17 protein-coding genes and 1 tRNA gene are annotated in these 17,085 nt (G+C 71.3%); 13 read left to right on the top strand and 5 right to left on the bottom strand.

The window, feature by feature from the left end; all coding sequences use genetic code 11:
- The first annotated feature begins 45 nt into the window (after nucleotides 1-45).
- Both ACWDY5_RS15845 and ACWDY5_RS15840 read left to right on the top strand, forming a co-directional pair.
- Nucleotides 46-966 carry a hypothetical protein gene (locus ACWDY5_RS15845; protein ID WP_449722937.1) on the top strand — a complete coding sequence of 307 codons (921 nt, stop codon included), beginning with the start codon at nucleotides 46-48 and terminating at the stop codon, nucleotides 964-966.
- Between the two features lie 153 nt (nucleotides 967-1,119).
- Nucleotides 1,120-2,037: a hypothetical protein gene (locus ACWDY5_RS15840; protein WP_449722936.1), complete on the top strand. Its 918-nt coding sequence runs from the start codon at nucleotides 1,120-1,122 to the stop codon at nucleotides 2,035-2,037.
- Here ACWDY5_RS15840 and ACWDY5_RS15835 read toward each other — a convergent pair.
- Entirely contained in the window at nucleotides 2,018-2,713 is a 696-nt protein-coding gene (locus ACWDY5_RS15835; protein ID WP_449722935.1) for a tRNA-dependent cyclodipeptide synthase, read from the bottom strand. The genes ACWDY5_RS15840 and ACWDY5_RS15835 overlap by 20 nt on opposite strands.
- Nucleotides 2,714-2,883: 170 nt before the next feature.
- Between ACWDY5_RS15835 and ACWDY5_RS15830 the strand changes: the two genes are divergently transcribed.
- From ACWDY5_RS15830 to ACWDY5_RS15810, 5 genes are all read left to right on the top strand, one after another.
- Nucleotides 2,884-4,254, top strand: a complete 1,371-nt coding sequence (locus ACWDY5_RS15830; protein ID WP_449722934.1) for a purine-cytosine permease family protein — start codon at nucleotides 2,884-2,886, stop codon at nucleotides 4,252-4,254.
- On the top strand, nucleotides 4,229-4,582 hold the full coding sequence (locus tag ACWDY5_RS15825) for a rhodanese-like domain-containing protein (protein ID WP_283662862.1): 354 nt from the start codon (nucleotides 4,229-4,231) through the stop codon (nucleotides 4,580-4,582). Before ACWDY5_RS15830 ends, ACWDY5_RS15825 begins: the two co-directional genes overlap by 26 nt.
- Entirely contained in the window at nucleotides 4,582-5,964 is a 1,383-nt protein-coding gene (locus tag ACWDY5_RS15820; RefSeq protein ID WP_449722933.1) for a M1 family metallopeptidase, read from the top strand. The genes ACWDY5_RS15825 and ACWDY5_RS15820 overlap by 1 nt, the downstream gene beginning before the upstream one ends.
- 29 nt (nucleotides 5,965-5,993) lie before the next feature.
- Complete coding sequence (locus ACWDY5_RS15815; RefSeq protein ID WP_449722932.1) at nucleotides 5,994-6,458, top strand: thioredoxin family protein; 465 nt, start codon at nucleotides 5,994-5,996, stop codon at nucleotides 6,456-6,458.
- Between the two features lie 114 nt (nucleotides 6,459-6,572).
- A tRNA-Arg gene (locus tag ACWDY5_RS15810) sits at nucleotides 6,573-6,648 on the top strand.
- A 162-nt stretch (nucleotides 6,649-6,810) separates the two neighbouring features.
- Here ACWDY5_RS15810 and ACWDY5_RS15805 read toward each other — a convergent pair.
- Nucleotides 6,811-7,743, bottom strand: coding sequence for a helix-turn-helix transcriptional regulator (locus ACWDY5_RS15805; RefSeq protein ID WP_449722931.1), 933 nt, complete (start codon nucleotides 7,741-7,743; stop codon nucleotides 6,811-6,813).
- Between the two features lie 160 nt (nucleotides 7,744-7,903).
- Between ACWDY5_RS15805 and ACWDY5_RS15800 the strand changes: the two genes are divergently transcribed.
- The 5 genes from ACWDY5_RS15800 to ACWDY5_RS15780 all read left to right on the top strand — a co-directional run bounded on the left by ACWDY5_RS15800 (nucleotide 7,904) and on the right by ACWDY5_RS15780 (nucleotide 11,981).
- Nucleotides 7,904-8,245, top strand: a complete 342-nt coding sequence (locus ACWDY5_RS15800) for a hypothetical protein (protein WP_449722930.1) — start codon at nucleotides 7,904-7,906, stop codon at nucleotides 8,243-8,245.
- A 485-nt stretch (nucleotides 8,246-8,730) separates the two neighbouring features.
- Nucleotides 8,731-9,138 carry a hypothetical protein gene (locus tag ACWDY5_RS15795; RefSeq protein WP_449722929.1) on the top strand — a complete coding sequence of 136 codons (408 nt, stop codon included), beginning with the start codon at nucleotides 8,731-8,733 and terminating at the stop codon, nucleotides 9,136-9,138.
- Complete coding sequence (locus tag ACWDY5_RS15790; RefSeq protein WP_252482446.1) at nucleotides 9,132-9,365, top strand: helix-turn-helix transcriptional regulator; 234 nt, start codon at nucleotides 9,132-9,134, stop codon at nucleotides 9,363-9,365. The genes ACWDY5_RS15795 and ACWDY5_RS15790 overlap by 7 nt, the downstream gene beginning before the upstream one ends.
- Nucleotides 9,362-10,330 (top strand): NAD(P)-dependent alcohol dehydrogenase, encoded by a 969-nt coding sequence (locus tag ACWDY5_RS15785; RefSeq protein ID WP_449722928.1) that lies wholly within the window; start codon nucleotides 9,362-9,364, stop codon nucleotides 10,328-10,330. The genes ACWDY5_RS15790 and ACWDY5_RS15785 overlap by 4 nt, the downstream gene beginning before the upstream one ends.
- A gap of 136 nt (nucleotides 10,331-10,466) precedes the next feature.
- Nucleotides 10,467-11,981, top strand: a complete 1,515-nt coding sequence (locus ACWDY5_RS15780; protein WP_449722927.1) for a DEAD/DEAH box helicase — start codon at nucleotides 10,467-10,469, stop codon at nucleotides 11,979-11,981.
- Nucleotides 11,982-11,996: 15 nt separating this feature from the next.
- Here the strand turns inward: ACWDY5_RS15780 and ACWDY5_RS15775 are convergent, their stop codons facing one another.
- From ACWDY5_RS15775 to ACWDY5_RS15765, 3 genes are all read right to left on the bottom strand, one after another.
- Nucleotides 11,997-12,884, bottom strand: coding sequence for an alpha/beta fold hydrolase (locus ACWDY5_RS15775; protein ID WP_449722926.1), 888 nt, complete (start codon nucleotides 12,882-12,884; stop codon nucleotides 11,997-11,999).
- 35 nt (nucleotides 12,885-12,919) lie between these two features.
- Nucleotides 12,920-15,259, bottom strand: coding sequence for a prolyl oligopeptidase family serine peptidase (locus ACWDY5_RS15770; protein WP_449722925.1), 2,340 nt, complete (start codon nucleotides 15,257-15,259; stop codon nucleotides 12,920-12,922).
- 84 nt (nucleotides 15,260-15,343) lie between these two features.
- A complete protein-coding gene (locus ACWDY5_RS15765) occupies nucleotides 15,344-15,802 on the bottom strand; it encodes a carboxymuconolactone decarboxylase family protein (RefSeq protein WP_449722924.1) in 459 nt (152 codons plus the stop codon).
- A gap of 77 nt (nucleotides 15,803-15,879) precedes the next feature.
- On the opposite strand from ACWDY5_RS15765, the gene ACWDY5_RS15760 reads away from it, so the two are divergent.
- Nucleotides 15,880-16,773 (top strand): sigma-70 family RNA polymerase sigma factor, encoded by an 894-nt coding sequence (locus ACWDY5_RS15760; RefSeq protein WP_449722923.1) that lies wholly within the window; start codon nucleotides 15,880-15,882, stop codon nucleotides 16,771-16,773.
- Nucleotides 16,774-17,085 lie beyond the last annotated feature (312 nt).

Below are 17,085 nucleotides of genomic sequence, written 5' to 3'. Positions count from 1 at the left end.
AAACAGAAATGTTCCGGAAAGCCGGCGTCTGCCACTATCGGTGGTGTGCGGAAATCCGAGATGGTGGCCGGCGGTCTGCATGAGGCACTGCGCACCGGTCCGTTCGAGCACGCGCTGCGCCTGGCCATCCAGGCCAGCGGCCTGACCCTGGCCCGGATCAGGGCCAGGATGGCCGAGCGCGGGGTGGCGGTGGGCCTGGCCACGCTGAGCTACTGGCAGCGCGGCCGCAGCCGCCCCAGGTCAGCCGAGCTGGTGCTGGCGCTGGAAGAGGTGCTGGAGCTGCCCCGCGGCGCGCTGCGCGACCTGCTCAGCCCGGCCAGGCGGGAACCGGCGCCGGAGCGGGCCTGGTACTCGGTGACGCCCCGGCAGGTGTGCGCGAACGCCGAGGCGGTGCAGAAGCTGTTGGTGGAGCTGAACAACCCGTTCGACGGCCAACTGACCGCGCAGAGCGTGCACGAGCACCTGGTGCTGGCCCCGCGACGGGGCATCGAGCGGCTGGACTTGCAGATCCTGCGGCAGGCCCGCATCGACGGGGTGGACCGGGACACGGTGATCGCGGCCTGCGAGCCGGGCGAGCTGCCGGTGCGCTGGCGCAGCGAGGGCACCAGGCTGGGCCGGGTGGCCACCGACCACGACTCCGGCGTGATGGCGGTGGAGGCGCGCTTCCCGCACCCGCTGCGGCGCGGGGAGAACCTGCTGGTGGACACGGTGTTCGAGTTCACCGGCAGCGGCCAGACCTGCCTGGCCTGGGGCGGCGGGTTCCGGGCCGGGTGCCAGACCTACTGCCTGACCGTGCGCTTCCCCGCAGGCGACCCGCCGGCCAGGGTGTGGCGGGTGTTCCGGCCGGACAACAGTTCGCCGACCATCGACGTCGGCGACATTCAGGTTGACGGCAACTTTGTTGCCCATTTCATCGACTTCGACCTGCCACCTGGCTATTACGGGATGCGCTGGTGCTGGAAGTGACCGCCAGTGCGAGCACAAAAGCCCAACAGGGCCAACTGAATAGAGACTGAAACTGAAAATATTGTGAAATCGACACACCCATGGTGGGGTGCTGGTCTCGACACCAGTTTTCAACAATGGCCCACATCGTGCAGGCAGCGAACGGGGGTAGGCATGACAGCGGCGACAGTGCCCGACGAGCTGGGTGCGGCACTGCGCTCCGGCCCGTTCCACCACGCGCTGTACCTGGGCATCCAGGCCAGCGGCCTGACCCTGCAACGGATCCAGGTCCGGCTGGCCGACCGGGGCCACCGGGTGAGCCTGGCCAGCCTGAGCTACTGGCAGCGCGGGCAGAGCCGCCCGCACCGGCACGCCTCGCTGCGCGTGGTGCGCGAGCTGGAGGAGGTGCTGGAGCTGCCACCCCGGTCGCTGCTGGCCCTGCTCGACCGCCCGGCGGAAGAACCGCCCGCGCCCGCGCACCCGCTGGTGCTGCGCGGCCGTCGCGGCGCGCCGATCGCCCCCCGGCGGCTGCCGCACCCCGCCGACGCGATCGTGCCGCTGAGCGTGCACGAGCACTGGACCATCGGGCCGGACCGGGCGGTGCGCGCGATGCGGGTGCGCGCGGTGCTGCAGGCCATGGTGGACGGGGTGGACCGGCACCTGGTCCGGCTGGCCGCACCGGCGGGCGCGCTGCCCAATCGATGGCAGAGCGAGTCCTGCCGGCTGGGCCGGATGCACACCGATCCGGACGGCGGCGGGGTGCTCGCCGAGCTGCGCTTCGACCGCCCGCTGCGGCAGACCGAGACCGTGCTGGCCGACTACGAGCTGGGCTACCGGCCGGAGGAGGCGCTGGTGACCAGCTGCGAGCGGCGGTTCCTGCTGGGCTGCCGGGAGTACCGGCTGACCGTGGCCTTCGACCCGCGGGCCACCCCGGCCAAGGTGTGGCGGGTGCACCGCGCCGCCGCGCACCCGGCGGGGCGGGACGGGCAGCGGGAGGCGACCGAGCTGCGCCTGAGCGCTCGCAACGAGGCGCAGCTGGTCGGCTTCGATCTGGGTCCCGGTGGTCACGGCATCAGCTGGATGTGGCGCTGACCAGCTCGTCGGCCGGGGTGACCACCAGGAACCCTTGTCCCGCAGCGGGTTTCCAGCTCAGCTCACGCCGGTAGAAGCGTTCCAGGAAGGCCACCCGCTGGTGGTAGACGAACACCGAGCCGCGGCGGCCGACGATGCTGGTGGTCGAGGCGAACAGCGGTAGCTCGGCGAGGAAGTAGCGCACCGCCTTGGCCAGCTGCTCGGGGTTCGGCCGCACGCCGTCCGGCAACTTGCGGTCGAGCACCCAGTGGCTGGCCGAGAGGCAGTCCGCGCGGAAGCCCTCGTCGGTCCGGTAGAGCTGCTCGCCGTGGGCTAAGAGCTGCTGGTAGTCCGGGTTGTGGTCGAGGGCGGCCGAGTCCAGGATCAGCGCGCCGGGGTCCGGCACGCCGAGCTCGGCCAGCGCCCGGTGGATCTTGTTGTAGACGTAGCAGCCCTGCCGCCGCGCCTTGGAGCGCGCCTTGCTCGGGGAGTAGCCGAGGGCTTCCAGGGTGTACACCGATGGCCCGTCGGGCACGAAAAAGTGACAACTGGGGAAAGTGCGCACTGCCCATGCGGCAAGTTCGCTGATACGTTCCGGAGTGAAATATCCGTTAAACGGACTGATACCGATACAGGCGTGCTCGGCCTCGATCACCGAAGCCGGACAGCTTTCCACCAGTGGGCGCACAGCGTACATCACAGACTCCGCTCGTTTGAGTTTCACCGACGTGCTCAACCTCTTCGTACGTCTAGGCAAACCCGCACGTCAACGCGTTGTGAACGGCTGAAATTCAGTTCAAGTCACCTCGAAAACCACCCCCCAGAAGAGGGGGTGCAATCGAATGGGCCAGTGCACAGACTTCGGTTATGAGCGGAACAGCGAACGCGGTGGGCCGCGATGACTTCTCCCTCTCCCGGGTCCCGGAGTCAGCCCGCCGCCCGTGGTTTTCCATCGCGGTGCAGCGATTTGGCCAGATTGCCTCTTTCCACCAGTTCCTACTGGGTGCCGTGCTCGGTTTCGGCATGACGTTCTGGAACGCGGTGCTGGCGATCACCCTGGGTGCGGCGATCATGGAGGTGATCACCGTCCTGCTCGGCGTGGCCGGCATGCGGGAGGGCCTGTCCACCTCGGTGCTGACCCGCTGGTCCGGCTTCGGTCACCGCGGCTCGGCACTGGTCGGGCTGCTGATGACGATCAGCCTGGCTGGCTGGTTCGGCGTGCAGAACGGCGCGTTCGCGCAGGGCCTGAGCAACCTGCTCGGCGGGCCGCCGCTGTGGGCCTGGTCGCTGATCGGCGGCATGCTGGTGACCGGCATCGTGGTCTTCGGCATCCACGGCATGGCCTGGACCGCCTACCTGACCGTGCCGGCGTTCCTGCTGCTCAGCGGCTACGCGATCTGGGACGGGCTGCGGATGCACTCGCTGAGCGAGCTGATGAGCTCGGCGCCGCCCGGACCGGCGCTGTCGCTGGCCGCGGGGACCACGCTGGTCTCCGGCGCGTTCATCATGGGCGCGATCATGACCCCGGACCTGACCAGGTTCAACCGCAGCACCGGTGACGTGGTCAAGCAGACCGTGCTCAGCGTGACCCTGGGCGAGTTCGTGATCGGGCTGATCGGGGTGCTGCTGGCGCACGCGGCCAAGACCTCGGACGTGGTCAACATCATCACCTCGTCCTCCGGCTTCCTCGGCACGCTGATCCTGGTCGCGGCCATCCTCAAGGTCAACGACTGGAACCTGTACTGCGCCTCGCTCGGCCTGGTGAACACCATCGACGTGCTGCTGGGCAAGCGCACCAACCGGATCGCGGCCACCCTGGGTCTCGGCCTGCTCGGCTCGGTGCTCTCCGCACTGGGGATTCTCGGGCAGTTCCAGGGGTTCCTGACCTGGATCGGGGTGATCAGCCCGCCGATCGCCGGAATCATCATCGCCGAGTACTTCCTGGTCCGCTCCTGGCGTCCGGTCCTGGAGGAGTCCCGCGCCAGGGGTGAACTGCCCGCCACCGCGCCCACCTGGGTGCCGGCCGCAGTGGCCTGCTGGGTGTTCGGCGCGGTGGCGGGCGCCTTCCTGCCCTTCGGCATTCCCACTCTGACCTCGGTGCTGGCGGCTTTCCTCGGCTACCTGCTGCTGGGCCGCTTCGGTCTCACCCGCGGGATCGGCAGCACGCCGACCGCCGCACCCACCGCACCGTCCACAAAGGAGGAAGAGCACCGTGTTGCCTCTCATCACCCGCACTGAGCTGGAAGCGGAGTTGGCGCAGGGCAAGGTCGTCGTGGTCGACACCATGCCGGTCGCCTACTACGAGCGGGAGCACCTGCCCGGCGCGGTGAACATCCCCGGCTTCCCGTACGAGCAGGCCGCCGACTTCACCGACGAGTACGCGCCGAAGGTGTTGCCGGACAAGGACGTCGCGGTGGTCGTCTACTGCGCGAACGTGCCCTGCCGCAACAGCGAGTTCGTCGGCCAGCGCCTGCGCCAGCTCGGCTACACCAACGTGCGCAAGTACCGCGAGGGCATCGAGGACTGGGCCGGAGCCGGCCTGGCGACTGAGAAGGCGGTGGCCTGATGCGCAAGATCGGACTCGCGCTCGGCGCGGTGGCCACCACCCTGGCCCTGGGCGCGGGCACCGCGCTGGCCGCGCCGGAACCCGGCAAGGACGGCGTCGGCGACCCGTACTACCCCACCGACGGCAACGGCGGCTACGACGTCAGCAAGTACGACCTGAACCTGTCCTACAACCCGGGCAGCAAGCTGCTGGACGCCACCGCGAAGATCACCGCGAAGACCACCCAGGAGCTCAGCCAGTTCAACCTGGACCTGCGCGGCCTGACCGTCCGCTCGGTGAAGGTCAACGGCCAGGCGGCCAAGTTCACCCGCACCGGCGAGCACGAGCTGGTGATCACCCCGGCCGCGCCGCTGGCCAAGGACGCCGAGATCACCGTAGAGGTCAGCTACTGCGGCCGCCCAGGGCCGGTCCGGCACCCGGTCACCGGCCTCGGCGGCTGGCGCGGCACCCCTTCCGGCGGCGTGATCGCCGCGGGCGCCCCGCACTCGGCGAGCACCTGGTTCCCGGTCAACGACACCCCGATGGACAAGGCCGAGCTCAGCATCACCACCTCGGTGCCCGAGGGCTGGCAGAGCGTGGCCAATGGCACCAGGTCCAAGCCGGTCACCCACAACGGCCGGACCACCACCACCTGGACCGCCGACCCGGTGGCCCCGCACCTGATCGCGCTGGGCATCGACAGGTACACCTTCCAGGAGTCCACTGTGGACAGCACGTCGGTGCTCTCCGCGTTCGCCCCCGGCAGCAACGGGAAACCGTTGGCGGACAAGCTGCCCGAGGTGCTGAGGTTCCTGAACTCCAAGCTCGGCGACTACCACTTCGGCACCGTCGGCACCATTCACCTGGCCGACAGCCAGCCCTACCAGGTCGGCGCGCAGACCCGACCGGTGCTGGGCCGCAACGCCGACCTGAAGGCGCTGGTGCGCACTTTGGCCGCGCAGTGGTGGGGCGCGTCGATGTCGGTGGAGAACTGGTCGGACACCTGCACACACGAGTGCTTCGCCAACTACCTGGGCTGGATGTGGGCCGAGGCCAAGGAGGGCAAGGACCTCGACGCCGAGTACCGCAAGGCCGTGGACGCGGTGCGCGGCAACGCCGCCTTCTGGGCCCGCAAGCTGGCCGATCCGGGCAAGGGCAAGGAGTTCAGCGCGATCTACGACAAGGGCGCGCTGTTCACGCACGCCCTGCGCCGCAAGATCGGCGAACGCGCGTTCAACACCGTCCTGTCGAACTTCCCGACCATAAACCAGGGCTGGAACCAGGGCTGGCACGACCTGGAGCTGTACCTGGAGGCCGAGGCGCAGATGGACCTCAAGGAGTTCCTGGACGCCTGGAGCCACAGCACCACCATCCCCGCGGACAAGCACCTCTTCCCCGCCTGATGTCCCACCATTGATCGAAAGGAAACACCATGCGCAAGACCCGTTTCGCCGCCGCGCTGGCCGCGGCCGCCCTGGCCACGGCCGCCCTCGCCGGCACCGCCTCCGCCGCGCCCAGCAGCCTGGAATCCTCCAGCGTCCGCGCGGAGGAGAACATCGTCCACGTCACCGACGCCAACTACAACCAGGTCATGGAGACCTCCAAGCAGAAGCTGGTCATCATGGACTTCGGCGCCACCTGGTGTCCGCCGTGCCAGAAGATGAAGCCGGTCATCGAGAAGATGGCCAGGGAGAGCGGTGGCAAGTGGCTGCTGGCCGAGGTCGACGCGGATGAGTCCAAGGCGATCCTGACCAAGCACAACGTCAAGTACCTGCCCACCCTCCAGGGCATCCGCAACGCCGCGGACCTGCCCGACTCCCGCAGGATCGGCTACGGCGGCGCCAACGCCGAGCGCGACCTGAAGAACTGGATCAACGCCCAGCTCGCCAAGGGCTGAGCCCAGGCCGCCCGGAGGGGAACGTGGGTGCGATCTCCACCACCCCCTCCGGGCAAGGCCCGTGCCGCCGAGGACAAGCAGCCGCGCACCCGCTAGGCTGACGGTGCTTGTCCCGGCCTCGTAGCTCAGGGGATAGAGCACCGCTCTCCTAAAGCGGGTGTCGCAGGTTCGAATCCTGCCGGGGCCACCATCTCTCACCAGCGGAAACGCTGGCCAGCAAGATCACAGTCCGGTCTGCGTGACACGGCCTGTGACACGAGCCGCTCGTATCGTGGCCTTCGGCGCCGGCCGCGGCTTGGACGAGTGTGACCAGGTTCGCGCCAGCTGCGGAGGTGGTCCGCGGAAACTCAGGCTAGCCCGCGATCGCCTTGACCAGCTCGGCGCGCCCGTCGGCCCCGGTCTTGCGGCACAACGCTTTCACGTGGTCGTACACCGTGTGCACGGACAGCCCGCGCCACCGGGCGATGTGCTTGGGCATGGCCCCGTCGTAGAGGTCGGCCAGCACTTCGCGTTCCCGGGCCGTGATCCCGTACCAGTCGCAGAACACCGGTAGTAGCTGGGTGCCCGACGCGGCCCGCACCGTCACCGCCACCTCACCTGGCCCCAGCCGCTGCCCCTCGAACACCACCCACCGCCCGTGGCTGGCCGAGGGCGCGTGGGCCACCACCGTCGACGCGCTGCGGTGTGCAAGGCGGGACATGTCCGCGAGGAAGGACTCCGCGACCGGTGAGGTGGTCGGCCAGCTGGCGCGCAGCTGTTCCCGCCAGAGCAGCGCCTGCCCGGTCGCCGCGCGTACCCGGTGGTTCTCGCCCAGCACCAGCACGCCCGCCGCGGGTGCGGGCACCTCTGCCACCAGGGGGCCCGCGCGCACGTAGGCGCGCAGCACCTCCGGCAGCTCCTCGCCCAGACCGGCCAGCCACCGCAGCTCCGCCGTCGTGAACGGCCAGCCGCGCAACAACCCCAGCACACCCCACACCCCGCGGGCGTCCCGCAGCCGTACCCGCGCCTCGGCCATCCCGTGCCGGGCCAGCAACCTCTCGTCCGCGTGGTGCCACAGCGCCTGCGCCCACAGCGCCTGCATGAACGGCGGCGGATAGCCGTGCCAGAAGCTGAACGAGCCCAGCGTCGGCCCGCACGCCGGGGCCCCGGCGACCAGCCGCACCCCGTTGTGCGGCAACCAGGGCGCGAGGGCGGCCGAGACGAGCGCGCCCAGCTCGCGCACGTCCAGGCATTGCCCGGCCACAGCCACAAGCTCCGCCCGCAGCCGCTCCCCCCACGGTGTCATGACCTCGAGTGTCGCCGACATCGACCGCCGTGGCACCGGGCTGCCCGTTCGTCCGCCCTCGAGTCCCGGTGTTACGCACCCAAGTTCCGGGATACCAGCCTCGCCGGCGGCAGGACACCGTGGATCCGGGTCAGCCGGACCCGAATGAAAGGGGATTCCCGTGAGCATCTCGAAACGAGCCGTCACCGCGTTGCTGGTGGTCGGCCTCGGCAGCGCGGCCCTGACGGCGGTGGCCACTGCCGGGCCGCAGGCGGAGCGGTTCACCCGGACCATCTGCTACGACGCGGCGAACGGCGTGCGCCCGATCACCTGGCACGGCGCACCGGTGTCGGCCAGCCAGCCGGTCGCGGTGTCCATCAGTGAGGGCTACCTCAACGCCGAAGGACTCGGCGAGGCGCGGATGATGGTGGAGAACGTGACCGTCGTCAACAACGCGATCCTCACCCGGGTCAACATCATGTGGCCGCGGCCGGTGCCGTTCTGCCTGCACTACGTGGGCTAGTGCCCTGAGCCGTTGGTTCGCGCGGTGGCTTGGGGTTCGGTATGCCGGACCCCAAGCTGTCCGCACCGTCACTCTCCGATGACGAGATAGGCGCGTTGAAGGGCTGGGCGGCAGCGCGGTCAGCTCCGCGTGCTCGGCTTCGGCCCTGGCGATGTGCACCGGGTGGCTCAGCTCGGGCGAGGTCCCCAGGTTGGTGGCGGCGCACAGCTGCCGGAAGTCCGCGAACGACGTCAGCCTGGCCACCAGCTCGGTGACCGGGACGTCGTCGAGGGCGGTTATGTCCTTGGTGGCGCGGCCAGTTCGCCGGCCAGCCGGAGCACGGGCACTGGCCGGTCGCCTGGTCCTCGGCCATCGGTGCACCGTACTCGGCCGTCGAGCCGCCCGGCACCGGTTCCGGTCAACCAGCCTAGGTCAAGAATGTTTGACATCGTGTCGAGTCTTCTTTACATTGGCCCATGTCAAGTTTTCTTTACATGGGGGCTGGCATGGCGATTGAAGAGAAGCGGGCGTGGATCTTGCTGGTGGTCGCGATCTGCGGCTACGGCACCTATCTCGTGCTCGTGTTCGGCAGGGCGGCGCCCTACGTGCCCACGATGTTGTGGACGATCGGCGGCGGGATCGTGGCGGGGATGGTGCTGCACATCGTGGCCTCGGTCCTGACGCCGGGGGCGGACGGCCGGGTGGACCAGCGGGACCGGGAGATCGGGCGGTTCGGGGAGCACGTCGGGCAGTCGTTCGTGGTTCTCGGCGGGGTGGGCGCGCTGGGGCTGGCGCTGGCGGGGGCGGCGCACTTCTGGATCGCCAACGCGATCTACCTGGCGTTCGTGCTCTCCGCGGTGCTCGGCTCGACGGCCAAGGTGGTCGCGTACCGGCGGGGGTTCCAGCCGTGGTGAAGCCGACCAGGGTGACCAACTCGATCCGGGCGCTGCGGTTCGAGCACGGGCAGCTGACGCAGGCGGAGCTGGCCGAGCGGATCGGGGTGACGCGGCAGACGGTCATCGCCATCGAGGCTGGGCGGTACTCGCCATCGTTGGAGATGGCGTTCCAGATCGCACGGGTGTTCAACGTGCCGCTCGAGCAGGTTTTCCAGTACCCGGGAGATGCGGAGGAGCGGCCGTGAAGGCGATCACTCAGGACCGGTACGGCTCGACGGATGTGTTGGCGCTCAAGGACATTCCCACTCCGGAGCCGGGTGCGGGCGAGGTGTTGCTGCGGGTGCGCGCGGCCGGGGTGGGGCCGGATGTGTGGCACCTGATGACCGGGTTGCCGTACCTGGTGCGGCTGGCCGGGTTCGGCCTGCGCAGGCCGAAGGTGGCGGTGCGCGGGCGGGATGTGGCGGGGGTGGTGGAGTCGGTCGGGGCCGGGGTGACCGGGTTCCGGGCCGGGGACGCGGTGTTCGGGACCGGCGCCGGGTCCTTCGCCGAGTACACGTGTGCCAGGGCAGATCAGCTGGCGGTCAAACCGGCGAACCTCAGCTTCGAGCAGGCGGCGGCGATGCCCATCTCCGGTGGGACCGCGTTGCAGGGGTTGCGGGACCTCGGGCAGGTGCGGGCGGGGCAGCAGGTGTTGGTCACCGGGGCCGGCGGGGGTGTGGGCAGCTTCGCGGTGCAGCTGGCCAAGGAGTTCGGCGCGCGGGTGACCGGGGTGTGCGGGCCGAGCCGGACGGAGCTGGTGCGCTCGCTCGGCGCGGATCGGGTGGTGGACCGGAGCAAGGCCGATTTCGTGGACGGCACCCGGTACGACCTGGTCCTGGACACCGCGGGCCGTCGGCCGCTGGCCCAGCTGCGGCGGGCGCTGACGCCGGGCGGCACGCTGGTGATCGTCGGCGGGGAGGGGGCCGGGCGCTGGTTCGGGGGCACTGACCGGGTGCTGCGGGCGGCGCTGCTGTCGCCGCTGATCGGCCAGCGCCTGCGCGGGCTGTTCAGCAGCGAGCGCGGGGCGGACTTCGCGTTCCTGGGCGGACTGGCCGGGGAGGGGAAGCTCACACCAGTGCTCGACCGGGTGTTTCCGCTGGCCGAGGCGGCGAAGGCGATCCGGCACGTGCACGAGGGCCATCCGCTCGGAAAGGTGGTCATTTCCATCTGACCAGATCAGTGGACTCAGCTACACTGGAGACGCGGCCCGCTCAGTTCTGCCTCGGGCTGCCCTCTAGGTCGATCCACCTTTGCGCTGCGGATCATCCGCGCCGGGCAGGACGACCCCTCAGACGTTCGGAGACTGCATGGCGGCCCGCCGCCCCAACACCACGCTTTCCTTCGCCGAGCTCGGCGTTCCCCAGGCCCTCACCGCGGTGCTCGCGGACCAGGGCATCAGCACCCCGTTCCCCATCCAGACGGCGACCCTGCCGGACTCGCTGGCCGGGCGGGACGTGCTCGGCCGTGGCCGCACCGGCTCCGGCAAGACCTACGCCTTCCTGCTGCCGGTGCTGTCCAGGCTGGCCGCCAGCGGCACGCCCCGGCGGCCGGGCAGGCCGCGCGCGCTCATCCTCGCGCCGACCCGCGAGCTCGCGGGTCAGATCACCGAGTCCCTCGCCCCGCTGGCCAAGGCGTTGCGGCTGCGCACGCTGACCGTCTTCGGCGGGGTGGCCGCGCGCCCGCAGATCAACGCGCTGCGCACCGGCGTGGACATCCTGGTGGCCTGCCCCGGCAGGCTCGCCGACCACATGGGCGAGGGCCACGCCAACCTGGACGCGGTGGAGGTCACCGTGCTGGACGAGGCCGACCACATGGCCGACCTCGGCTTCCTGCCGGTGGTGCGCAAGCTGCTGGACACCACGCCCAAGGGCGGCCAGCGGCTGCTGTTCTCGGCCACGCTGGACAGCGGGGTGGACACCCTGGTCCGCCGCTACCTCAGCAACCCGGTCACGCACAGCGTCGACTCGGCGCAGTCGCCGGTGGACGCGATGACCCACCACGTGCTGCAGGTCCGCGCCGAGCACCGGCTGCCGGTGCTGGCCGACCTGACCGCGGCTCCCGGCCGCACCGTGGTGTTCACCCGCACCAAGCGCGGGGCGACCAAGCTGACCAAGCAGCTCATCGCCTCGGGCGTGCCCGCGGTCGAGCTGCACGGCAACCTGGGTCAGTCCGCCCGCACCCGCAACCTGGGCGCTTTCGCCGAGGGCCGGGTGCGCACGCTGGTGGCCACCGACATCGCCGCCCGCGGCATCCACGTGGACGACGTCACGCTGGTCGTGCACGCCGATCCGCCCATGGAGCACAAGGCATACCTGCACCGCTCGGGCCGCACCGCCCGCGCGGGCGCCGCGGGCACGGTGGTCACGCTGATGACCGCCGACCAGGCCGCCGACGTGCGCGACCTGACCCGCAAGGCCGGCATCAAGCCGCGGCTGACCCACGTGACGCCGGAGCATTCGCTGCTGGCTGAGCTGGCCGTCGGCGAGCGCAGCTACGTCACGCCACCGGTGCCGTCCGCGGTCGCCGACACGGCGCGGAACCCCGGGCGCCGCAACGGTTCCGGCCAGCGTGCCGGCGCCGGCCGCGGTGGCTCGGGTTCGCGCGCCGGTTCCGGTGAGCGCGGGGTTTCCGGTGAGCGCACCGGTGCCGAGCGTGGCGGTTCCCGGCGCGGTGGTTCCGGCCAGCGCTCCGGTGCGGCGGCCAAACCGCGCACGCGAGCCGGCAAGGAAGCCGACACCGCCGCGCGGCCGCCCGCACCTACTGGGAGCGCGGCGACGTTCTCCTCGCGCAGCAGGGCAGGCAGCCGCCGCGGTGGCCGCTGAGTCCTTTGTGGACAGCTAGATCCGGTTGAGGACGTCCAGGATGCCCTGGACGACCTCCTCCGGCTGGTCCATGGTCAGCCAGCTGTGGCCGGCCTTGGCCAGGACGCGGTGCTCGCCGCGCGGTGCGGCGGCGGCCAGCGCCTGGTACATCGCCAGTTTGCGCTCGCCCTGCACCCGCAGCAGCTCCTCGGACAGGAACAGCCGCTGACCGGGGTCGATGCCGTTGGCGGTGAACAGCAGGTACGGCACGTCCGGGATGGGCCCGCCGCGGCGCAGCTCGGCGAACACCGCTGCCAGGTTGGACCGCTCGGCCGCGCCGATCCGCATCCAGTCCAGGCTCAGCTGCGCTTCGATCATCGGCTCGCGGACCGCCTCGGGCCAGCCGGCCAGCTTCGCGGTGATCAGCTCGCGGAACCGCTGAACGGTCCCCGCGGGCAACTCGGGCATGGGCGCGTCCGCGGCCCCGTGCTGGATACGCAGCTCGGGCGGCATGTAGTCGTCCCAGTCCTCGTGCGCGCCCTCCAGCGACACCAGCGCGGCCACCTGGTCCGGGTAGCGCTGGGCGAACCGGCGGGCGTAGACCCCGCCGAGGGAGTGCGCGACCAGCACGTACGGCCCGCGCACGTCGGTGGCCCACAACAGCCCGCGCAGCTCGTCGGCGACCTCGGCCGCGCTGCGCGGCAACGGGATCCGCTCGCTGTAGCCGGTGCCCGCCCGGTCGTAGAGCACGCTGGTGGTGTGCTCGGCGATCCGGTCGTGGATGTTGAGGTAGTGCAGGCCGACCATGCTCGCGCCGGGCAGGAACACCACCGGCGGACCGCCTTGGCCGGACCGGTGCGTGTACAGCGTCCGCTCGCCCACCCGCACGTGCTCGCCCAGCGGCGGCGCGACTGCCTGGGTCATCTCGATCCCCTCTCCCGTGTGCTTGATGCGCTTGGTCAGCTGAACTGCTCGGCCAGCGTCTCCAGGTCCAGCGGCGCCGGCTTCAGGCGGTAACCGGCCGGTGGCCGGCGGCCGAGCAGGTGCCGGACGAAGTGGTCCCACAGCCGCCGGGCCAGGTAGTGCTCGTAGCCGAGGAACATGTGCTCGGCGCCCGGCACGATCACCAGCTCGAAGTCCTTGTCCTCGGCGATCAGCCGGTCGACCAGGCGCAGGGTGTGGTGCGGGTGCACGTTGTCGTCGGAACCGCCGTGGATCAGCAGCAGCTCGCCGGTCAGCCGGCCGGCGAGCTCCACGTTTGAGCTGCGGGCGTAGGTCTGCTCGTCGTAGGGCCCGTCGAAGGTCTCGCCCCAGACCTGCGTGTAGTAGCGGTTGTCCTGCATGCCGTTGATCGCCACCCCGGCCCGGTAGAACTCGGGGTGCGCGCACATCGCCCGGACCGTGGCGTACCCGCCGCCGGAGATGCCGCAGACCCCGACCCGGTCCAGGTCCAGCCACGGCCGGGTCGCCGCCAGCTCGCGGATCGCGGCCAGGTGGTCGGCCAGCCCGCCCGCGTCGCCGAGCCTGCCGTAGGAGTGGTCGTGGAAAGCCCGGCCCCGGCCCGGGGTGCCCCGCCCGTCCACCGCGACCACCACAAAGCCGAGCGCGGTCAGCGAGGCCACGTGCATGTCCAGGCCCATCGGCCCGAAGGACGGCTCGACCCTGGTGACCTGCGGCCCCGGGTACACGCTGTCGATCACCGGGTACCGCTTGGCCGGATCGAAGTCACGCGGCCGGTACAGCACGCCGTAGATCGGGGTGTGCCCGTCCGCGGCCGTGGTCCGGAACCGCTCCGGCGGCGTCCACCCGGCCGCCCAGGACGAGGCGGTGTCGCCCCGCTCCAGCTCGACGAGCACCCGCCCGGACCAGTCCCGCACGGTGGCCACCGGCGGCAGCTCCACCGTGGAGGCCGAGTCGAGGAAGTAGCCGCCGTGCTCGGGCACGGTGACCACGTGGTCCAGCTCGTCCTCGGTGACCAGGGCGAACCCGGTCCCGTCCAGCCCGGCCCGGCACACCGACCGCCGGTACGGATCGGCCTCGATGAGCCCCGCGGCGAAGAAGTACACCACCGCGGCGTCCTCGTCGACGTGCAGGATCCGCCGCACCTCCCAGTCCCCCGAGGTCACCCGGCCCAGCAACCGGCCGGCCCGGTCGTAGCGGTACAGGTGTCCCCTGCCATCCCGCTCGGAGTACCAGAGCAGCTCCGCTCCGTCCCGGACCAGCCGGACCAGCGGCGGGTCGAAGGGCAGCGGCGCGACCTGCACCCGGGTCTCCCCCGTCTCGCTGACCACGGTCTGCACCGCCCCGGTCGCCGGGTCGAGCCGGTGCAGTGCCAAGGCCCGCAGGTCCCTCGGCTGGCTGAGGTAGTAGACCGCCCCGTCCGCCGCCCACCAGGCCGCCCCGGAGGCCACCGGCGAGATCAACGGCATCGGCAGCGGCTCGCCCCGCCCCCGCATCACCTCGCCGGTGGCCACCTCCAGCACCACCAGCTCGGCCATCGGGATGTGCTCGTCCCCCGGGTAGGCGGAACGCTGGCTGAACAGCCGCGGCGCGCCGCCGTCGGCAGGCATCGCCTGGACCAGGTGGGTCTGCCGGACCTCGCGCACGTCGACCCGGTTGGTCAGCACCCTGGCCGAGTCCGGCGACCAGGCCACCGTGGGCGGCGGGGTCACCCCGAACCTGGCCAGCAGCGTGCCGGGCCCGAACCCGGCGCTGCCGTAGTCGTAGTCGGCCATCCCGTCGGTGGTCAGCGGCCACTCCCGGCCGTCGGCCACTGACCGGGCCCACAGGTCGTGCCCACGCCGGAACACGGCGAGCTTGCCGTCCGGCGACGGCACCGCGGGCTCGGCGGCGGCTCCGGGCTCGGCGGCGGCCTCGGTGTCGGTAGCGGCCCCGGTGTCGGCGGCGGTCGCGGGTTCGGCCGCCGCCCCGAGCGCCGGGGCGGGTTCGGGCAGGCAGGTGTAGTCCCCCAGGTCGCAGCGCCAGCGCTGGCCGAAGGCCGCGAACGCCACCGTGCCCGCGCCCGGCTCGATCGCCCGGAACGGCAGCTCCCCGGCGTCAACCCGCCGCCCGGCCGCCTCGGCGAGCGCCGCCGCCAGCCGGGCGTGGTCGAAGGCCGGTTCGCTGGTGCCGGCCACCGGGTCGACGAGCACGAACCGCCCGTCGACCCGGTACCAGAACCGGGCCCCGCCATCGAGCCAGCGCGGCCGGATCCTGGCCTCGCCCATCAGCGCGGATCTGGTGTGCCACAACAGGTTCTCCGCCGCCGCGTACACGGTGACAGGAAGCCGGTCAGCCATGTGCGATCCCCCAGTCGTGGCGTTGTACGTATGACTATACGCATACGCCGAGACCGGGTTCAACCACGGCTAGCGGGGCTGGTGTCAGTTCCAGGTCTGGCCCGCGGGCTGGCGGATGGTGCCGTTGAGGCGGTTCCAGACGTTGATCAGGGCGATCGAGGTGATCAGCGCGGCCAGGGCGGGTTCGTCGTAGTGCTTGGCGGCCTCGTGCCAGACCTCGTCCGGGACCTGGTCGGCGCGGTCGCTGAAGCGGGTCATGCACTCGGCCAGGTCCAGGGCGGCGCGTTCGGCGTCGGTGAAGTACGGGGTGTCGCGCCAGGCGGCTACCGCGAAGAGGCGTTCGTCGGTCTCTCCTTCCTTCTTCATCATGCGGGAGTGCATGTCCACGCACACCCCGCAGCCGTTGATCTGGCTGGCGCGCAGCTGCACCAGCTGGTGGGTCTTGCTGGGCACTCCGTCGTGCTCGGTCGCCTTGCCCAGGGCCTGCAGGCCCTTCATCACCTCGGGCAGCAGGTAGACCGGGTGGGCCATGCGAGCGGACATGGTGTTCTCCTTGTTGTCACATCCAGGGGTGCTGCTCCGTCAGCGGTATGACGGACCCCGGCGAAGGAATGTGACCGATGGACGAACACGATCTGCTCGCGGCCCGGTTCGAGGAGAACCGGGGCCACCTGCTCGCGGTGGCCTTCCGCGTGCTCGGCTCGGGCGCCGAAGCCGAGGACGCGGTGCAGGAGACCTGGTTCCGGCTCAACCGGGCCGATGCCGGGCAGGTGGACAACCTCACCGGCTGGCTGACCACCGTGGTGGGCCGAGTGTGCCTGGACATGCTGCGGTCCAAGCGGTCCCGGCGCGAGGAGCTGCACGGGTCGTACGCGCCCGAGCAGCCCGACGGGACCGATGGGCCGGAGCAGGAAGCGGTGCTCGCGGACTCTGTCGGTGTTGCCCTCCTTGTCGTGTTGGAGACGCTCGCACCTGCCGAGCGGCTCGCCTTCGTGTTGCACGACCTCTTCGGTGTCGCCTTCGACGAGATCGCGCCCATCGTCGGTCGCTCGGTCGCGGCCACCCGGCAGCTGGCCAGCCGCGCCCGCCGCCGGGTGCGGGGCGCGCCGGCCGAGCCGGAACCGGACCAGCACCGGCAGCGCGCCGTGGTGGAGGCGTTCCTGGCCGCCTCCCGTGGCGGCGACCTGGCGGCACTGCTCGCGGTGCTCGATCCCGACGTCGAGCTCCGCGCCGACCAGCTGGCCGTCGCCGGGGCCGCGGCCAACGCGGGCATCGGCGCACCGCCACTGGCAGCCGAGCTGCGGGGCGCCGAGGTGATCGCGCGGACCTTCGCCGGACGGGCCACCGTGGTCCGGCCGGCACTGCTCGACGGCGTGGTGGGCGCGGTGCTGCCCAGGGGCGATCAGGCCCTGGTGGCGTTCGCGTTCACCGTTGTCGACGAACGGATCGTCGGCATCGACGTCGTGGCCGACCCGGAGCGACTCGGGCGGCTGGAAGTGACGCTACTCGGGTGATGGGGGTGCGGGAGGCCGCCAAGGGGGACCTGTTCGTCCCTGGGACGGGGAGGTCCTGGCTGGGGTGCGCGGGGCGGGCCGGGCGGCTGGGGGTGCGCTGGGCGGAGCTGACCGGCCCCCGGGTCTCGGGGCCGAGGGAAATCGGGGGCCGGTCGCGCGCGGTCCGGGCGACTCCCTGGTGAGGGGTTCCGGGCGCCCGGGGCAGCGGAGTCAACGCTAGTTCGCGCGCCAATACCGCCACTAACGCCGATCCGGGCTCGCTACCTGCGGCAACGACCCCCGCTCACCGCTGACCGGCAAGGCTGGGCGGCC

The organism is Crossiella sp. NPDC003009 (assembly GCF_053591555.1).
Note: the sequence above shows the minus strand (reverse complement) of the source record. Positions and strands in the feature narration are given on the sequence as shown.

Bases quoted from the DNA above. Each gene is read 5' to 3' on its own strand.
- ACWDY5_RS15840 (WP_449722936.1), top strand. From the start codon at position 1,120: ATGACAGCGGCGACAGTGCCCGACGAGCTGGGTGCGGCACTGCGCTCC.
- ACWDY5_RS15835 (WP_449722935.1), bottom strand. From the start codon at position 2,713: ATGTACGCTGTGCGCCCACTGGTGGAAAGCTGTCCGGCTTCGGTGATC.
- ACWDY5_RS15830 (WP_449722934.1), top strand. From the start codon at position 2,884: ATGAGCGGAACAGCGAACGCGGTGGGCCGCGATGACTTCTCCCTCTCC.
- ACWDY5_RS15820 (WP_449722933.1), top strand. From the start codon at position 4,582: ATGCGCAAGATCGGACTCGCGCTCGGCGCGGTGGCCACCACCCTGGCC.
- ACWDY5_RS15815 (WP_449722932.1), top strand. From the start codon at position 5,994: ATGCGCAAGACCCGTTTCGCCGCCGCGCTGGCCGCGGCCGCCCTGGCC.
- ACWDY5_RS15805 (WP_449722931.1), bottom strand. From the start codon at position 7,743: ATGACACCGTGGGGGGAGCGGCTGCGGGCGGAGCTTGTGGCTGTGGCC.
- ACWDY5_RS15795 (WP_449722929.1), top strand. From the start codon at position 8,731: ATGGCGATTGAAGAGAAGCGGGCGTGGATCTTGCTGGTGGTCGCGATC.
- ACWDY5_RS15780 (WP_449722927.1), top strand. From the start codon at position 10,467: ATGGCGGCCCGCCGCCCCAACACCACGCTTTCCTTCGCCGAGCTCGGC.
- ACWDY5_RS15775 (WP_449722926.1), bottom strand. From the start codon at position 12,884: ATGACCCAGGCAGTCGCGCCGCCGCTGGGCGAGCACGTGCGGGTGGGC.
- ACWDY5_RS15770 (WP_449722925.1), bottom strand. From the start codon at position 15,259: ATGGCTGACCGGCTTCCTGTCACCGTGTACGCGGCGGCGGAGAACCTG.
- ACWDY5_RS15765 (WP_449722924.1), bottom strand. From the start codon at position 15,802: ATGTCCGCTCGCATGGCCCACCCGGTCTACCTGCTGCCCGAGGTGATG.
- ACWDY5_RS15760 (WP_449722923.1), top strand. From the start codon at position 15,880: ATGGACGAACACGATCTGCTCGCGGCCCGGTTCGAGGAGAACCGGGGC.